This window comes from Paraliobacillus salinarum (assembly GCF_014083865.1).
Lineage (GTDB): Bacteria > Bacillota > Bacilli > Bacillales > Amphibacillaceae > Paraliobacillus > Paraliobacillus salinarum.
Genome location: NZ_JACEFA010000001.1, coordinates 126,307 through 141,386 on the forward strand (window position 1 = coordinate 126,307; position 15,080 = coordinate 141,386).

The following is a 15,080-nucleotide window of genomic DNA, read 5'->3' on the forward strand; positions in this document are numbered from 1 at the left end:
TAATTAATATTTCTAATTAATACCTTTCAGAATTTTGTGGCAATTTGGTAAAATTTATTGCATGATTACTATAGTTATGTTAAGCTTTAATCGCTTAGTGGAGGTGCAGATGGACGAATTTACGAAACAACTTCAATCGTTTCAATCCTATCTTCAAATAGAAAAGAATGCATCAAGTTATACAATAGAATTTTACAAAAAAGATATAGAATCGTTTTATCATTTTTTACATTTGGAAGGAATTGATCAGATACATGAGATAACACATCAAACTGTTCGATTGTATCTAACTACTTTATATGATCAATCACTGGCGAGATCTAGTGTTTCTCGAAAAATTTCTAGTTTAAGAAGTTATTATACATACCTAGAAAGAGAAAATGTTGTAAAAGACAATCCATTTATGCAACTCGTATTACCAAAAGATAAATCGCGCATTCCAAACTTTCTATATGAAGAAGAATTAGAAAAGTTATTTTCGATTAGTGATCTTACCACACCTTTAGGGCAACGTAATCAAGCAATATTAGAGGTGATGTATGCTACCGGTGTTCGCGTGAGTGAATGTGCTAACCTTACATTAGAATCAATTGATTTTGATTTACAAACGATTCTCGTGTTAGGAAAGGGACGTAAGGAAAGATATGTTCCATTTGGAAGTTTTGCTGCTAATGCGTTAAGTGGTTATATTGAAAATGGAAGAAAACAATTGAAAGAAAAATCGAATTTAAATACAAATGCTATTTTTCTAAATGCAAAGGGGACACCGATTACCTCAAGAGGAATTCGGTTAATTTTAAATAAAATGGTCGAGGATGCAGCGTTAACAATCAAACTTCATCCACATAAATTGCGACATTCCTTTGCAACACATATGTTAAATGCAGGTGCAGACCTTCGTAGTGTGCAAGAACTACTTGGACACGAACACCTGTCATCAACACAAATTTATACACACGTTACAACCGATCGTTTACGTAACATTTATATGAATAGTCATCCAAGAGCAAAAAAAGATTGAGGTGATAGGATGAGTAATGAATTTCATGCAACAACAATCTTTGCCATTCAGCATAATGGTCAATGCGCAATGAGTGGTGATGGCCAAGTCACAATGGGTAATGCTGTTGTGATGAAGCATACAGCTAAAAAGGTACGAAAAATATTTAAAGGTCAAGTATTAGCAGGCTTTGCCGGTTCTGTTGCTGATGCATTTACACTTTTTGAAAAATTCGAGGCAAAACTTGAAACATATAATGGTAATCTTCAGCGTTCGTCTGTAGAATTAGCTAAAGAGTGGAGAAGTGATAAGGTTTTAAGGAAACTAGAAGCTATGCTCATTGTGATGAATAAGGATACATTACTTTTAGTATCTGGTACGGGGGAAGTTATCGAACCAGATGATGGTATATTAGCGATTGGTTCGGGTGGTAATTATGCTTTGGCAGCAGGTAGAGCATTAAAGCGATACAGTAATGATAAAACTGCGAAAGAGATTGCACAATCTGCGTTAGAAATAGCGGGCGAGATTTGTGTCTATACGAACGATCAAATAACATTAGAAGTTATTGATTAGTTTAAGGAGGTTATGTAGGTGGATATGGGCATGTCCCCTAAACAAATTGTTGCGGAATTAGATCGTTACATTATTGGTCAGCATCAAGCTAAAAAGTCAGTTGCGGTAGCGTTGAGAAATCGCTATCGACGCTCAAAATTAGATGATAGCATTAAAGACGAAATTGTTCCAAAAAACATTTTAATGATTGGTCCGACCGGTGTAGGGAAAACAGAAATTGCAAGGCGTTTAGCTAAATTAGTCGGAGCTCCTTTCTTAAAGATTGAAGCAACGAAATTTACTGAAGTAGGTTACGTAGGACGAGACGTAGAATCAATGGTACGTGATTTAGTTGAGACCTCAATTAGAATGGTAAAAGAAGACAAAATGACACAAGTTCAAGATCGAGCGGAGAAACACGCAAATGATCGTTTAGTAAAACTCATTGTTCCAGTTGCAAAAAAACAACAAAATCAAACGAAGAATCCATTTGATATGCTATTCAATCAGCAACAAGCAGCGGATGAAACTGAAGAGAATTCTTCTGATGCAAATCAAGAAATTCAAACAAAACGAAAACAAATTGCGCATCAATTAGCATTAGGTGAACTAGAGGATACAATGGTTACCATCGAAGTCGAAGAACAATCGGCTAATATGTTTGATATGCTGCAAGGTTCGGGAATGGATCAAATGGGGATGAATATGCAAGACGCACTAGGGTCACTTATGCCAAAGAAGAAGAAGAAAAGAAAGCTACCTGTCAAAGAGGCAAGGCAAGTTCTAATCCATCAAGAGGCACAAAAGTTGATTGACATGGATGAAGTGACACAGTTGGCTTTAGATAAAGTAGAACAATCAGGTATTATTTTCATTGATGAAATCGATAAAGTTGCAGGGAAATCAGAACACTCTGCTGATGTATCTCGGGAAGGTGTGCAGCGTGATATTTTACCAATAATTGAAGGATCAACGGTTGTTACAAAGTATGGACCTGTAAAAACTGATCACATATTGTTTATAGCTGCAGGCGCGTTTCATATGGCTAAGCCGTCTGATTTAATTCCAGAATTGCAAGGTAGATTCCCAATAAGAGTAGAACTTGAAAAGCTATCAATTGAGGATTTTAAACGTATTTTAACAGAGCCATCAAATGCACTGTTGAAACAATATCAAGCTTTGTTAAAAACAGAAGATATTGAAGTAGTTTTTAATGATGAAGCAATAGCTGAGATAGCTAAGGTGGCTTACGATGTAAATCAAGAAACAGATAATATTGGCGCACGAAGACTTCATACGATACTCGAAAAGCTCCTAGAAGACTTATCTTTTGAAGCATCTGATGTAATGATGCCAACAATAGAAATAACAAAAGGTTATGTAGAAGAAAAACTAGGTCAAATTGTGAAAGATAAAGACTTAAGCCAATTTATTCTATAGTAAATGTTCTTTTACAGAAGCTAAATGAAAAAGTATTTTAAATTGAACAATTGAACGGAGGATTATCATGGAACTATTAGACCGTGCTAGAAAAATAAACTCGATTTTGCAAAAAACAACAGGTAAATCAGTAAACTTTAATGAAATGGCAGCTACTTTAAGAGATATTATTACTGCTAACATCTTTGTTGTAAGTAGAAGAGGTAAATTATTAGGTTTTGCCATAAATCAACAAATCGAAAATAGTCGAATGAAGGCGATGCTAGAAGAAAGACAATTTCCAGAGGAGTATACAGATAGTCTTTTTCACATTAGTGAAACAACATCAAACATTGATATTGATAGTCAGTATACGGCTTTCCCAGTAGAGAATAGGGATCTATTTAAAAATGGTTTAACAACTATTGTCCCGATCATTGGCGGTGGTGAAAGACTTGGTACTTTGATATTAAGTCGTTTAACAGACAGTTTTAACAATGATGATCTTTTACTTGCGGAATATGGCGCAACTGTTGTCGGTATGGAAATTCTACATGAAAAAACAGAAGAAATTGAGACAGAAGCGAGAAGTAAAGCTGTTGTACAAATGGCAATAAGCTCACTTTCTTATAGTGAATTAGAAGCAATTGAGCATATTTTTGAAGAGCTAGATGGGAATGAAGGTTTACTTGTGGCAAGTAAAATTGCCGATCGTGTAGGCATTACTCGTTCAGTAATTGTTAATGCACTAAGAAAATTAGAAAGTGCAGGAGTAATTGAATCGAGATCATTAGGTATGAAAGGAACGTATATTAAAGTTCTAAACAATAAGTTTCTATTAGAATTACAACGAATTAAATCAAATTAATTTTAAAAAGGTGCTCTTAACAGAGCGCCTTTTTTTGTGCGCAAATATATGGATGAAAAATAAAAAATAGCATTTTAAACCTAAAAACAAAAGAAAAAATCGATTATTACAAAAGATGAGCATAAATACCTAAAACGTTCGGTTGAAGGAATGTAGTTATCATTCAGAAAATGAGTAAACATGTATAAACATTCACTAAGTTGAACAATAAAATGGGATTTTATTTGAAAGGTTATGAATAATGGTGGTTCTTTATGCTCAATTAAGGACTTTCTAGTAAAAACTATAGTCAGAATATACATAAATAGGATAGACACTTTGTGATATTTAATTTACAATATTCGATAGAAAATACATTTTTTTTAGGGGTTTTTGTAGGAGGTGTTTATACTATGTCGTTATTTGGTGGATCGATCAGTGCACTTCAGAATGGATTGGACTATTCAACTCTGAAAAACCAAACAATTTCAAACAATATAGCAAATGTTGATACAGAAAATTATAAAGCAAAAAATGTTGTTTTTAAAGACGTGCTAAACAACCAATTAAAGTCAGAATTTCAAGCAAAAAGAACTCATGAAAAGCATATTACCTTTAATCAATTTAAAAATCAACCATTTCAAATCGTGTCTAGTAAAAATACGCAGTACAATCATAACGGGAACAACGTAGATGTCGATAAAGAGATGTCGGATCTGGCTACTAATCAGTTATATTATCAAGCTTTAGTAGATCGATTGAATGGTAAGTTTAATAGTCTTCAAACTGTGATAAGAGGAGGAGGTGCCTAATGAACATTTTTCATTCAATTAATACAAGTGCTAGTGCTTTAACGGCTCAACGACTGCGCATGGATACGATATCTTCAAACATCGCTAACGCTGAAACAACAAGAGCAACAGTTAATGAACAGGGTGAATATGAACCTTATAGAAGAAAAATGGTCACCTTTCAAGAGAGTGGGGCATCATTCTCATCGTACTTAAATAAAGCAACAAGAAATTCGACAGTTGGTTCAGGTGTTCGAGTTGCGAATATTACAGAGGATGATGAACCATTTACCATGGTATATAATCCAAGACATCCAGATGCAAATCAAGATGGTTATGTAGCAATGCCAAACGTTGATACCTTGGAAGAAATGGTTGATTTAATGAGTGCTACTAGGTCATACGAAGCAAACGTAACTTCACTAAATGCAACGAAAAGCATGCTGATGAAAGCGTTGGAAATTGGTAAATAAATTTGAAATATAGGAGTGTGAATGATGACAAACGGCATTGTTAATTTACAATTAACACCAAATAATTCAGTGCAAACAAATCAGTCAACAAGGATTTCGCCAAATAAAGCACAAGCACAATTTGCATCTTCTCTAAAAGAGGCGATTAATCAACTCAACACTTCACAAGTGGTTTCTGATGAAAAAACGAAAGCACTTGTCAACGGCGAGATTGATGACTTGCATGATGTTATGATTACTGCTCAAAAAGCTAGTATTACATTGAACACAGCAGTAGAAGTGCAGAAAAAAGCAATAGATGCTTATAACGAAATAATGCGAATGCAGATTTAATTAACATGAAAGATGCGTTGCTTATGTTTTATGGAGGCAAAGGATGAAACAAAAAATAGAAATCTACAAAAACAAGATAATAGAATATTGGCAGACAAAAACGAAAAAACAAAAAGGGTTCTTTTTTTCTATGATTCTTTTGTTCCTTGTTATCGTTATAGGTGGAACACTTTTGTTAGCCAGGTCAAACATGGTCGCACTTTATAATAATTTATCAATTCAAGAAATTGGACAAATCAAAGCTGAATTGGATACGCGCGGAATTAAATATGAATTAAAAGATGCCGGTTCAACGATTATGGTACCTAGTGATCAAGCTGACATGTTATTAGTGGACTTGGCTGCTCAAGGTATTCCGGACAGTGGGAGTATAGACTACTCGTTTTTTAGTCAGAACACTTCGTGGGGTATGACAGATAACGAGTTTGATGTGATGAAATTAGATGCGATGCAAACCGAATTAGCTAGTTTAATTGCCGGTATATCTGGTATTGAAGATGCGACGGTTATGATTAATTTGCCAGAAGAGCAAGTCTTTATAAGTGATAATCAAGATGCTGCATCAGCGTCAGTTGTTTTAACTACGACACCAGGTTATCAATTTGAAGAGAGTCAGATTAATTCCTTATATCATTTAGTATCGAAGACAGTACCAAATCTTTCTACTGATAATATAGTCATTATGGATCAAAATTTTAATTATTATGATCAAAATGGATCAAACAATATCGGGAGTGGCGATACATATGCAACACAACAACAAATAAAACAAGATATTGAACGAGATATTCAGCGTCGTGTGCAACAGTTGCTAGGGACAATGATTGGTGCGGATAAAGTGGTAGCATCTGTTACAGCTGATATAGATTTTACGAAAGAAAATAGATTTGAAGAGATTGTAGAACCAGTAGACCAAGAAGAGAAAGAAGGTTTGCCGGTAAGTGTCGAGAAAATTACTGAAACCTATACTGGTGAAGGTGCAGCAGCTGCAGGACAACCTGGAGTAGGTGAAGAAGATATAGCGAATTATCCTGCTGCTGAAGACGGAAACAGTGGCGATTATGAAATGGTTCAAGAATCAATCAATTATGAATTTGATCGTATTACAAGAGAGATCGTTGAAAGCCCTTATAAAGTTCGAGATTTGGGTATTCAAATAGCTGTAGATAATTCGAAAGAAACTCTAGATGAAAATGGTGAACCAGAACTATTAACTGCCCAAGAACAAGCAGATGTAGAAGCAAGTATCTCATCTATATTAGATTCAATTATATCAACATCTGTAGATGAGTCTTATGGAGATATTGATCCTCAGAATAAAACATCTATCGTATTTCAAACATTCAAACATACACAAGGACAAGGTCAAAATGGCTTAATTACAGGAATACCAACTTGGATTTATATTGTGGGAGCTATTTTATTACTCGGTATTATCGGCTTAATTATTATGCTCGTAAGAAAAAGAAAAGTGGAAGATGAAGTTGTAGGTGAAGAAGTAAACATACAGCAAAACATTGAGATACCAGATATTGAAAATCCAGCTGATACAGAATCATCAATTAGAAGGAAGCAACTAGAAAAAATGGCTAAGGACAAACCAGAAGAATTCGCTAAGCTATTACGAAGCTGGATTTCAGAGGATTAGGGGGAGACCTTTATGGTAGTAAGAAATAAACAACTAACAGGAAAGCAAAAGGCTGCGATTTTATTAATATCTTTAGGTCCGGATGTTTCTGCTCAAGTTTACAAACATTTAACAGAAGAGGAAATAGAAAAACTCACTTTAGAAATTTCCTCTGTAAAAAAGGTAGACACAGATCAAAAAGAAGTGGTTTTAGATCAATTTCATCAAATAGCGTTAGCGCAAGACTATATTACACAAGGTGGAATTAACTACGCCAAAACAGTATTGGAAAAAGCGCTTGGAGCAGAAGAAGCAACAAACATTGTAAATCGTTTAACCTCATCTTTACAGGTTAAGCCTTTTGATTTTGCAAGAAAAGCTGAACCTGCCCAAATATTAAACTTTATACAAAGCGAACATCCGCAAACCATTGCACTTATTTTGTCCTATCTAGAAAAGGAACAAGCGGGACAAATACTTTCAGAGCTTCCACAAGAAATGCAAGCAGATATTGCAAAGCGTATTGCAATAATGGATTCTACTTCACCAGAAATCATTAATGAAGTGGAACAAATTTTAGAGAAAAAACTATCTGCAACAGTTACACAGGATTACACTCAAACAGGTGGTATTCAAGCTGTGGTTGAAGTGTTAAACGGTGTAGATCGAAGTACGGAACGAACAATACTTGATGCTTTAGAAATTCAAGATCCTGAACTAGCAGAAGAGATTAAGAAACGTATGTTTGTCTTTGAAGATATTGTGACATTGGATAACAGAGCTATTCAGCGTGTGATCCGTGAAGTTGAAAATGATGACCTACGTCTAGCGTTGAAAGTAGCTAGTGATGAAGTTAAAGAAGTTGCCTTCAGTAATATGTCTACAAGAATGGTAGAGACATTTAAAGAAGAGATGGAATTCATGGGACCTGTCAGGTTACGTGATGTAGAGGAAGCGCAAACTAGAATCGTTTCTGCTATCCGCCGTTTAGAAGAAGTTGGAGAGATTGTGATTGCTCGTGGTGGAGGGGATGATATCATTGTCTAACCATTCAAATAAAGTGATTGGTTTACGACCGATTTATGTACCTAACTCCGAGGCTAAAACAGATCAACAAAATTTTGAAAACGAAAGACTTCAAGTTAAAAAAGAAGTGCAAAACTTAGAAGAACGAAAGCAGCATACACAACAATGGATAGAGGCCTCACGTCAACAAATCGAAAAAGAGAAAAAAGCATGGGAAGAAGAAAAGTTAAGATGGATTGAAAATGCAAAAAAAGAAGGATATAATGCTGGATTTGATCAAGGGAAGCAAGATGGTTTATTACACTATCAAGATTTAATTGCACAAGCAAAGAACATCATCGATATGACTAGAAATGATCGAATGGAAATGATTACACAGAATGAGCGTTTTATTTTAAATGTTAGTCTGGAAGTTGCTACAAAAATAATTCACCAGTCATTAATAGAGAAGGACGCATATATCGAGGTAGTTAAAAACGTAATACTAGAAGCAAAAGAGCAACCATCAATCCAGATATATGCCCATCCAGATGATTATCAAACTTGTCAGAAATATAGGGATGAACTTTTTGCAATTGTTGATCCGAAAATTGAATTAAGTTTTTATCCGGATGATTCTTTGCAAATAGGCAGTTGTATAATGGTAACCCCAATTGGAAAAATCGATGCAAGTGTTGATACACAACTTGAAAACTTACGCAATCAGTTACATGCGTTGTTGGAGGAAATGGATAGTGAATCTTGAACTGTTTAGAGAGCAAGTTAAGCATGCAGATTTGTATAAATATTATGGGAAAATAAAACGAGTAATTGGTTTAATGATCGAATCTGTTGGGCCTGCTGTTAGTATTGGGAATGTATGTTACATACACACATCTGATACAACGAAGATTTTAGCAGAAGTAGTTGGTTTTAATAATGAAAATGTTTTGCTAATGCCATATTCCTCTATCAATGAAATAAGTCCAGGTAGCTTAGTCGAAGCCACAAATGCCCCTTTAACAATCAAAGTTGGAAAAGGACTAGTTGGAAATGTGCTTAATGCTATTGGTGAACCTTTAGATGATTCATCTCTACCAAAAGGGTTGTTACCTTTTCACACGGAACAATCACCACCTAATCCATTAGCAAGACCAAGAATTTTGGAACCTATTCAAATTGGCGTTAAAACGATTGATTCCCTTTTAACAGTAGGAAAAGGGCAACGTGTAGGTATTTTTGCTGGTAGTGGTGTTGGTAAAAGTACTTTACTAGGTATGATTGCTCGAAATAGCGAAGCAGATATCAACGTAATTGCTTTAATTGGTGAGCGAGGTAGAGAAGTAAGAGAGTTTATAGAAAAAGACCTCGGAGAAGAAGGGTTGAAAAAGTCAATAGTGATTGTTGCTACATCTGATCAACCAGCATTAATGCGTATTAAAGGTGCCTATACAGCAACTGCGATAGCTGAATACTTTAGAGATCAAAATTATAATGTGAATTTAATGATGGACTCTGTTACCCGTGTTGCGATGGCACAACGTGAGGTAGGATTAGCAACAGGAGAGCCACCTACAACAAAAGGATATCCACCCTCTGTATTCGCTATGTTACCAAAACTATTAGAACGAACGGGGACAAGTAGTAAAGGTACAATTACTGCTTTTTATACCGTGTTAGTAGATGGGGATGATTTAAATGACCCGATTGCAGATACAACGAGAGGAATATTAGATGGGCACTTTGTTCTAGACAGAAAGTTAGCAGAACAAGGGCAATATCCTGCTATTAATGTACTGAAATCGATTAGTCGTGTGATGCCACAAATTACGACATCAAAAGAACAACAGTTAGCTCAAGAGATGCGTTCTATCCTAGCAACCTATGAAGAAAATTATGAATTAATCCAAATTGGAGCATATAAAAAGGGTGCTAGTAAAGATGTCGATCATGCCATTCAATTTCATCCTAAAGTGATTCATTTTTTAAAACAAGAAATGCATGAATCGATTTCTAGACAAGAAGCCCTTGAAATGATGAAATCAACACTGTATGGAGGGAATCATTAATGGCAAGCATACATGCTTTTCAAAAAATACTATCCCACCAAGAAAGAATAAAGAAAAATGCACAGATGGAGTATCAACAGTCTGTCGATCAGTTTGAAGCGGTAGCGACGAAATTATATCAATTATTAAAGAAAAAAGAAGAAGTTCAAATGCAATATAATTACTATCTAGAATCTACTGGTTCCGTTACAACGTTAGCTACACATCATGCTTACATTGATGAAATAAATAACAAAATTAAAACGATTCAAGTGCAGGTAAATCAAGCAAGAACACAGATGGAAATAAAGCAGGCTGGTTTAACGGAAGCACATATCGAAGTGAAAAAATTCGAAAAGATTGTTGAAAACAAACAATTAACTGAAAAAAATAACGTTTTATATAAGGAAGCGAAACAACTTGATGAAACGTCGATGCGACAGTTTTTAAAGAATGGAATTAGGTGAATGCAATGGCTCAAACAGAAGAAAAAACAAAACGTAAAAAAGCTGGTTTTTTTCAATGGGTATTAGTCATTATTGTCCCACTTGTCTTTGGAATAATCGTTCTATCTATTGTTCTATCGCTAATGGGTATTGATGTTTTGAATACATCGAAAGAATTTGCTAACAATGTTCCTTTCCTTTCTTCAGTAGTTACCACTCAAGAGGAAGAAGAGCAAGTTCGAGAACAAAACAACTTTGAAAAAATCATTTCTGAAAAAGATAGCCAGATTGAGAATCTAGAGGTAGAGGTATCCTCTCAAAGTCAGACAATTGACGAGTTAAATCAAGAAGTTGTGAAATTAACAGAAAAATTAACACAAGCTACCGAGAATCAAGAAGGAAATCAAGAAGAAACAAAAAATTTATCTAAATTAACAAAATCATATGAAGAAATGGAACCAGAGCGCGCTGCATCTATACTAACCAGTGTTGAAGAAGGTTTAGCTACTGCAATCCTTAATGAAATGAAGGATGAAAATCGTGGTGAAATTTTGAGTCAAATGGATGCAGAAGTTGCGGCTAAATTAACTCAAAGCTTATTAGAATAGTAAGCGAAAATTTGAAAGGGGGTGAAAAAATGAATATCGGCGCGTTATTTACACAAGTTCCAATGCTACAGTCTAACCAAAACCTACCTAGTTCTAGTCAAGGGCATGAAAGTGGCTTCGGTAATATATTAGAAGTTATTTCAAGTGGCAGCTTGAATAGTGAAACAAGTTCCATTCGATTAATGCTATCGAATAAAGATAGTGTAAAACAAGAATTAATGAAGCTTTTACAACAATTTACTGAAGACAAAGGTCAATTATTGGAATTGTTAGGGATTGATAATAATCAACTTGAAGAACTAGCAGAAAAAATAAGTCAAGAAGAAGTGCAACAACTACAAGAGAAGCTAAATCTAGCAGAGTTAGATGAAGTCGAGGCAGCCATGTTGCAACTGTATATGAGTAGTGCTGGAAAAGATTTGACAGAACAAGGTCTCAAAACTGAACAATTTTTTGCGCTTCAAGGGTTAGTGAATGTTCAGGGCTCAGCTAAACTAGGTGAAAATGACCAACTGATGTTGAATCAAGCTAACCAATTGTGGGGTAAAATTCAAACAGTGCTTCAGCAGGTGAATGCTGATAGTTTAACAAATGAGCAAAGTGTTCAATTATTAAAGCTAATGAAGCAATGGAATGATGTTAACCAAACTGCTCCTCAAATCGCTAACCAAGTGCTTGCCAATCAAAAAGGCCCAGAAACGAAGCTGTGGGATCAGTTAATGAGTCTTTACCAAAAAAGAATGAATGGTGTAATGAAAGGCGCATACCAATCCAATGCTACTGTTACTTCAACAGATGTCACGAAATGGTTAAAAAATGCACTTAGCAACTATTCAAATGAAACGAACGAAGCAGTGAAACATCCAAATGTCGCTCCTAGCGCGACAGGTCAAGCTATCTCAAAAGTAGAACAGCATATGATTTACATGAATCAATCCAACGCTAACCATTCGAAAGTAAATCAAAATGAGTTAATCGAAAAGTTTCAACAGATTTTGAATTCAAGTAAGTTTCTTTCAAAAGCAAAGGGATCAAATGAATTATTGCTACGTCTAAACCCAAGGCAACTTGGAGATATAACTGTCAAAATGATTCAGCAAAACGGAGAGATGCTTGTTAAGATTACTACTACTACACAACTTGCTAAAGATGCATTAGAAGGTAACCTACAACAACTAAAGCATATGTTTTCTCCACAACAAGTTGTTATTGAAAAGCAAGACACACAACAAATGCATTTATCCCAACAAGATGTTCAGCATGAGTTTGGTGATCAGATGTCAGAGTCATCACATCAGGAAGACGAGACTAAAGATAATCAAGACGAATCAATGACAGAAGAATCATTAAGCTTTAAGGAATTGTTAATGAATGAGAAAGTGTAGGTGAGACAAGGTGACAAAAATTGATCCATCTTATTATTTAAGCAATCAACCTAGAAGTACTAGTGGATCGAATTTAGGTAAAGATGAATTTTTGAAAATCTTAATGGCACAACTTTCAAACCAGGATCCATTAAACCCAATGGAAGATAAAGAGTTTATTTCACAAATGGCAACATTCTCTTCTTTAGAACAAATGATGAACATGAATGAGTCAATCAGTCATCTAGTAAACAATCAATCTGTCTCTCCAGTAATACAATATAGTCACTTAATTGGTAAAGAAGTAACTTTCTATAAGTTTGATGAGGAAACTGGAGAAATAATTGAACCGAAAGAAGAAGTAAAAAGCTCCGTAGTTGCGGTTAGTGAAAAAAAAGGGTTTGCCGTTCTTGAGTTAGAAAACGGACAAAACATTTACACAGATGAGGTTATTAAAATAGAAGAGCCTACAAAGGAGTAGATTAGTCGAGAAAAGAGGGGATGATTGTGGATCACCGTATCCAACAGGTACATCAACAAGCTTTATTACCGAATAACACAAAAATATCTAAAAAAGCGGACAGTAAAGCTAATTTTAAAGATGTATTAACAGATGCCCAATCATTTAAAATTAGCAAGCATGCTCAAGCGCGCTTAGACGAAAGAAATATCAAGATTGATGCATCAAAATGGGATAATATATTTGAAAAAGTTAAAGAAGCAAAGCAAAAGGGTGTTACTGATTCCCTTGTCATTACAGATGAAGCAACATTACTTGTAAGCGCAAAAAATAATACAGTCGTAACCGCATTAGATAGAAGTGAAATGCAAAGTCGAATTTTCACAAACATTAATGGAACGATAGTAATTGATTAGGCTGGACCCTATCCGGGAAGCCAAAAGCTGTGGAATGATCGAAGCAGCTACTTATAACTTATAAAACGAGAGGAATGAATGTCACATGTTACGTTCAATGTATGCTGGTATTTCAGGAATGAGAGGGTTTCAAACAAAATTAGATGTTATCGGTAATAATATCGCTAACGTTAATACATCTGGATTCAAGAAGGGGCGCGCAACGTTTCAAGATATGATGAGCCAAACGATGTCTGGTGCACAAGCTCCAACCAATATTCGTGGTGGTATTAACCCGTCTCAAGTAGGGTTAGGTTCACAAGTTGGAACAATTGACAATATCCAAACACAAGGTAACCGTCAAACCACAAATAGAGCATTAGACATGGCGCTTGAAGGTGATGGAATGTTTGTTTTAGGAAGAGATTTAGATGATCCTGCAAACATTGATATGGAAGCATCAGATATTAGTTTTAGTCGTTCTGGAAACTTTTACTTAGATGATGAAGGTTTCATCGTTAATCCTAATGGTTTGTATTTATTAGGTGAGGGAAGTGCAGCAAATGCAGGTGGAGATATGGAGTTAAGCGGCAATTTAAGTCGAATTCAAATTCCATCTAATGCAGCTAGTTTTAGTATTTCTGCAGATGGTAAGGTCAATTACGTTGATGAAAACAATAATGTTCAAATTGCCGGCCAAATCCGTTTAGCATCATTCTCCAACCCAGGCGGTTTACAGAAGAGCGGCTCGAATACATTCCAGTTAACAAATAACTCTGGCGTGTTTACAGAAAACAATGATGGTGTTTTTAATAACCTAAATGATCTTGTAATTCCTGAAAGTGAAGGCTCAGCTTCTGTCGTTTCAGGTGCACTTGAAATGTCAAACGTAGACCTTGCTGAAGAATTCACAGAAATGATTACTGCTCAGCGTGGTTTCCAAGCAAATACTAGAATCATAACAACTTCAGATGAAATACTTCAAGAATTAGTTAATCTGAAACGATAATAAAGGGGGCATGGAGCAAGTTTAAATTACTTGCTCCAACTATCCATGATTGAGCTTACAAAATTCACTGGAGAAACATTTACATTAAATGCGCTATATATTGAGCAAATTCAATCTTTTCCTGATACAACAATCACACTAACAAATGGTAGAAAACTAGTTGTTCGTGAATCTCATCCGGAAGTGGTTGAAGCTGTCAATCAATATTATCATAGTATTGGTTTACAAGGATCTCTTAAAGAAGTGAGTGAGGAAAATGAATCCTAAATTATTTAAAATGATGATTGTTTCACTAATTGTTATCACTATTGCAGGAGTTGGTGCTATCGCTTATATCGTTGTTAATAGTAACGAATCATCAGAAGAATTAAGCATTGAAAAGATGGTTGAATACTCACATACAACAGAAGAAATGAATACAGATCTAAAAGACGGTAGTTTTGTACAAATACAATTCCAATTGATAACAGACAGTAAAAAGGCGAAAGAAGAAGTAATAAATCGACAATTCCAATTGAAAAATATTTTTATTAAAGAGTCTGTTGATTTAACAGAAAAAGATTTTCAAGAAGGACTGTCAGCTTTAGAAACAAAATTAAAAGATCAAATGAACGAGCTTATGGATGATGGTCAGATCATCGATGTGTATATTATTAGTAAAATTATACAATGATAGAGCTCCTGTCCAGGAGGTGAAGAA

The 15,080-nt window shown here is 35.1% G+C and carries 19 protein-coding genes; all 19 read left to right on the plus strand.

The features are described 5' to 3' along the window. Positions 1 to 109 precede the first annotated feature (109 nt). The 19 genes from xerC to HP569_RS00730 all read left to right on the plus strand — a co-directional run bounded on the left by xerC (position 110) and on the right by HP569_RS00730 (position 15,053). Positions 110 to 1,021 carry a tyrosine recombinase XerC gene (gene xerC, locus HP569_RS00640; RefSeq protein WP_182199146.1) on the plus strand — a complete coding sequence of 304 codons (912 nt, stop codon included), beginning with the start codon at positions 110 to 112 and terminating at the stop codon, positions 1,019 to 1,021. Positions 1,022 to 1,030: 9 nt separating this feature from the next. Further along, positions 1,031 to 1,576 carry an ATP-dependent protease subunit HslV gene (hslV, locus tag HP569_RS00645; RefSeq protein ID WP_182199147.1) on the plus strand — a complete coding sequence of 182 codons (546 nt, stop codon included), beginning with the start codon at positions 1,031 to 1,033 and terminating at the stop codon, positions 1,574 to 1,576. Between the two features lie 24 nt (positions 1,577 to 1,600). Then, a complete protein-coding gene (gene hslU / locus HP569_RS00650; protein ID WP_425501804.1) occupies positions 1,601 to 2,995 on the plus strand; it encodes an ATP-dependent protease ATPase subunit HslU in 1,395 nt (464 codons plus the stop codon). 67 nt (positions 2,996 to 3,062) lie between these two features. Further along, positions 3,063 to 3,842 (plus strand): GTP-sensing pleiotropic transcriptional regulator CodY, encoded by a 780-nt coding sequence (gene codY / locus HP569_RS00655; RefSeq protein WP_182199149.1) that lies wholly within the window; start codon positions 3,063 to 3,065, stop codon positions 3,840 to 3,842. Between the two features lie 392 nt (positions 3,843 to 4,234). Then, positions 4,235 to 4,633 (plus strand): flagellar basal body rod protein FlgB, encoded by a 399-nt coding sequence (gene flgB / locus HP569_RS00660; RefSeq protein WP_182199150.1) that lies wholly within the window; start codon positions 4,235 to 4,237, stop codon positions 4,631 to 4,633. Further along, entirely contained in the window at positions 4,633 to 5,085 is a 453-nt protein-coding gene (flgC, locus tag HP569_RS00665) for a flagellar basal body rod protein FlgC (RefSeq protein WP_182199151.1), read from the plus strand. The genes flgB and flgC overlap by 1 nt, the downstream gene beginning before the upstream one ends. A gap of 21 nt (positions 5,086 to 5,106) precedes the next feature. Next, positions 5,107 to 5,418, plus strand: coding sequence for a flagellar hook-basal body complex protein FliE (gene fliE / locus HP569_RS00670; RefSeq protein WP_484555935.1), 312 nt, complete (start codon positions 5,107 to 5,109; stop codon positions 5,416 to 5,418). A 43-nt stretch (positions 5,419 to 5,461) separates the two neighbouring features. Further along, complete coding sequence (fliF, locus tag HP569_RS00675; RefSeq protein ID WP_182199153.1) at positions 5,462 to 7,066, plus strand: flagellar basal-body MS-ring/collar protein FliF; 1,605 nt, start codon at positions 5,462 to 5,464, stop codon at positions 7,064 to 7,066. 12 nt (positions 7,067 to 7,078) lie between these two features. Beyond that, positions 7,079 to 8,092, plus strand: a complete 1,014-nt coding sequence (fliG, locus tag HP569_RS00680) for a flagellar motor switch protein FliG (RefSeq protein ID WP_182199154.1) — start codon at positions 7,079 to 7,081, stop codon at positions 8,090 to 8,092. Beyond that, positions 8,085 to 8,816 carry a flagellar assembly protein FliH gene (gene fliH, locus HP569_RS00685; RefSeq protein WP_182199155.1) on the plus strand — a complete coding sequence of 244 codons (732 nt, stop codon included), beginning with the start codon at positions 8,085 to 8,087 and terminating at the stop codon, positions 8,814 to 8,816. The genes fliG and fliH overlap by 8 nt, the downstream gene beginning before the upstream one ends. Then, the gene (gene fliI / locus HP569_RS00690) at positions 8,806 to 10,119 is read left to right on the plus strand and encodes a flagellar protein export ATPase FliI (RefSeq protein WP_246366857.1); all 1,314 of its coding nucleotides are present in this window, start codon (positions 8,806 to 8,808) and stop codon (positions 10,117 to 10,119) included. The genes fliH and fliI overlap by 11 nt, the downstream gene beginning before the upstream one ends. Next, positions 10,119 to 10,565, plus strand: a complete 447-nt coding sequence (gene fliJ, locus HP569_RS00695) for a flagellar export protein FliJ (RefSeq protein ID WP_182199156.1) — start codon at positions 10,119 to 10,121, stop codon at positions 10,563 to 10,565. Before fliI ends, fliJ begins: the two co-directional genes overlap by 1 nt. A 5-nt stretch (positions 10,566 to 10,570) precedes the next feature. Continuing rightward, positions 10,571 to 11,152: a MotE family protein gene (locus HP569_RS00700; protein WP_246366884.1), complete on the plus strand. Its 582-nt coding sequence runs from the start codon at positions 10,571 to 10,573 to the stop codon at positions 11,150 to 11,152. A gap of 29 nt (positions 11,153 to 11,181) precedes the next feature. Continuing rightward, positions 11,182 to 12,537, plus strand: a complete 1,356-nt coding sequence (locus HP569_RS00705; protein ID WP_182199158.1) for a flagellar hook-length control protein FliK — start codon at positions 11,182 to 11,184, stop codon at positions 12,535 to 12,537. Between the two features lie 10 nt (positions 12,538 to 12,547). Then, entirely contained in the window at positions 12,548 to 12,997 is a 450-nt protein-coding gene (flgD, locus tag HP569_RS00710; protein WP_182199159.1) for a flagellar hook assembly protein FlgD, read from the plus strand. Between the two features lie 26 nt (positions 12,998 to 13,023). Then, positions 13,024 to 13,392, plus strand: coding sequence for a TIGR02530 family flagellar biosynthesis protein (locus HP569_RS00715; RefSeq protein ID WP_246366858.1), 369 nt, complete (start codon positions 13,024 to 13,026; stop codon positions 13,390 to 13,392). Positions 13,393 to 13,477: 85 nt separating this feature from the next. Beyond that, positions 13,478 to 14,380 carry a flagellar basal body rod protein FlgG gene (gene flgG, locus HP569_RS00720; RefSeq protein WP_182199161.1) on the plus strand — a complete coding sequence of 301 codons (903 nt, stop codon included), beginning with the start codon at positions 13,478 to 13,480 and terminating at the stop codon, positions 14,378 to 14,380. A 45-nt stretch (positions 14,381 to 14,425) separates the two neighbouring features. Next, positions 14,426 to 14,647, plus strand: coding sequence for a flagellar FlbD family protein (locus HP569_RS00725; RefSeq protein ID WP_182199162.1), 222 nt, complete (start codon positions 14,426 to 14,428; stop codon positions 14,645 to 14,647). Next, the gene (locus HP569_RS00730; RefSeq protein ID WP_182199163.1) at positions 14,637 to 15,053 is read left to right on the plus strand and encodes a flagellar basal body-associated FliL family protein; all 417 of its coding nucleotides are present in this window, start codon (positions 14,637 to 14,639) and stop codon (positions 15,051 to 15,053) included. Before HP569_RS00725 ends, HP569_RS00730 begins: the two co-directional genes overlap by 11 nt. Positions 15,054 to 15,080 lie beyond the last annotated feature (27 nt).

Bases quoted from the DNA above. Each gene is read 5' to 3' on its own strand.
- fliG (WP_182199154.1), top strand. From the start codon at position 7,079: ATGGTAGTAAGAAATAAACAACTAACAGGAAAGCAAAAGGCTGCGATT.
- HP569_RS00725 (WP_182199162.1), top strand. From the start codon at position 14,426: ATGATTGAGCTTACAAAATTCACTGGAGAAACATTTACATTAAATGCG.
- fliJ (WP_182199156.1), top strand. From the start codon at position 10,119: ATGGCAAGCATACATGCTTTTCAAAAAATACTATCCCACCAAGAAAGA.
- HP569_RS00700 (WP_246366884.1), top strand. From the start codon at position 10,571: ATGGCTCAAACAGAAGAAAAAACAAAACGTAAAAAAGCTGGTTTTTTT.
- HP569_RS00705 (WP_182199158.1), top strand. From the start codon at position 11,182: ATGAATATCGGCGCGTTATTTACACAAGTTCCAATGCTACAGTCTAAC.
- flgC (WP_182199151.1), top strand. From the start codon at position 4,633: ATGAACATTTTTCATTCAATTAATACAAGTGCTAGTGCTTTAACGGCT.
- codY (WP_182199149.1), top strand. From the start codon at position 3,063: ATGGAACTATTAGACCGTGCTAGAAAAATAAACTCGATTTTGCAAAAA.
- HP569_RS00730 (WP_182199163.1), top strand. From the start codon at position 14,637: ATGAATCCTAAATTATTTAAAATGATGATTGTTTCACTAATTGTTATC.
- hslU (WP_425501804.1), top strand. From the start codon at position 1,601: ATGGGCATGTCCCCTAAACAAATTGTTGCGGAATTAGATCGTTACATT.
- fliF (WP_182199153.1), top strand. From the start codon at position 5,462: ATGAAACAAAAAATAGAAATCTACAAAAACAAGATAATAGAATATTGG.
- xerC (WP_182199146.1), top strand. From the start codon at position 110: ATGGACGAATTTACGAAACAACTTCAATCGTTTCAATCCTATCTTCAA.
- flgB (WP_182199150.1), top strand. From the start codon at position 4,235: ATGTCGTTATTTGGTGGATCGATCAGTGCACTTCAGAATGGATTGGAC.
- hslV (WP_182199147.1), top strand. From the start codon at position 1,031: ATGAGTAATGAATTTCATGCAACAACAATCTTTGCCATTCAGCATAAT.
- flgG (WP_182199161.1), top strand. From the start codon at position 13,478: ATGTTACGTTCAATGTATGCTGGTATTTCAGGAATGAGAGGGTTTCAA.
- fliE (WP_484555935.1), top strand. From the start codon at position 5,107: ATGATGACAAACGGCATTGTTAATTTACAATTAACACCAAATAATTCA.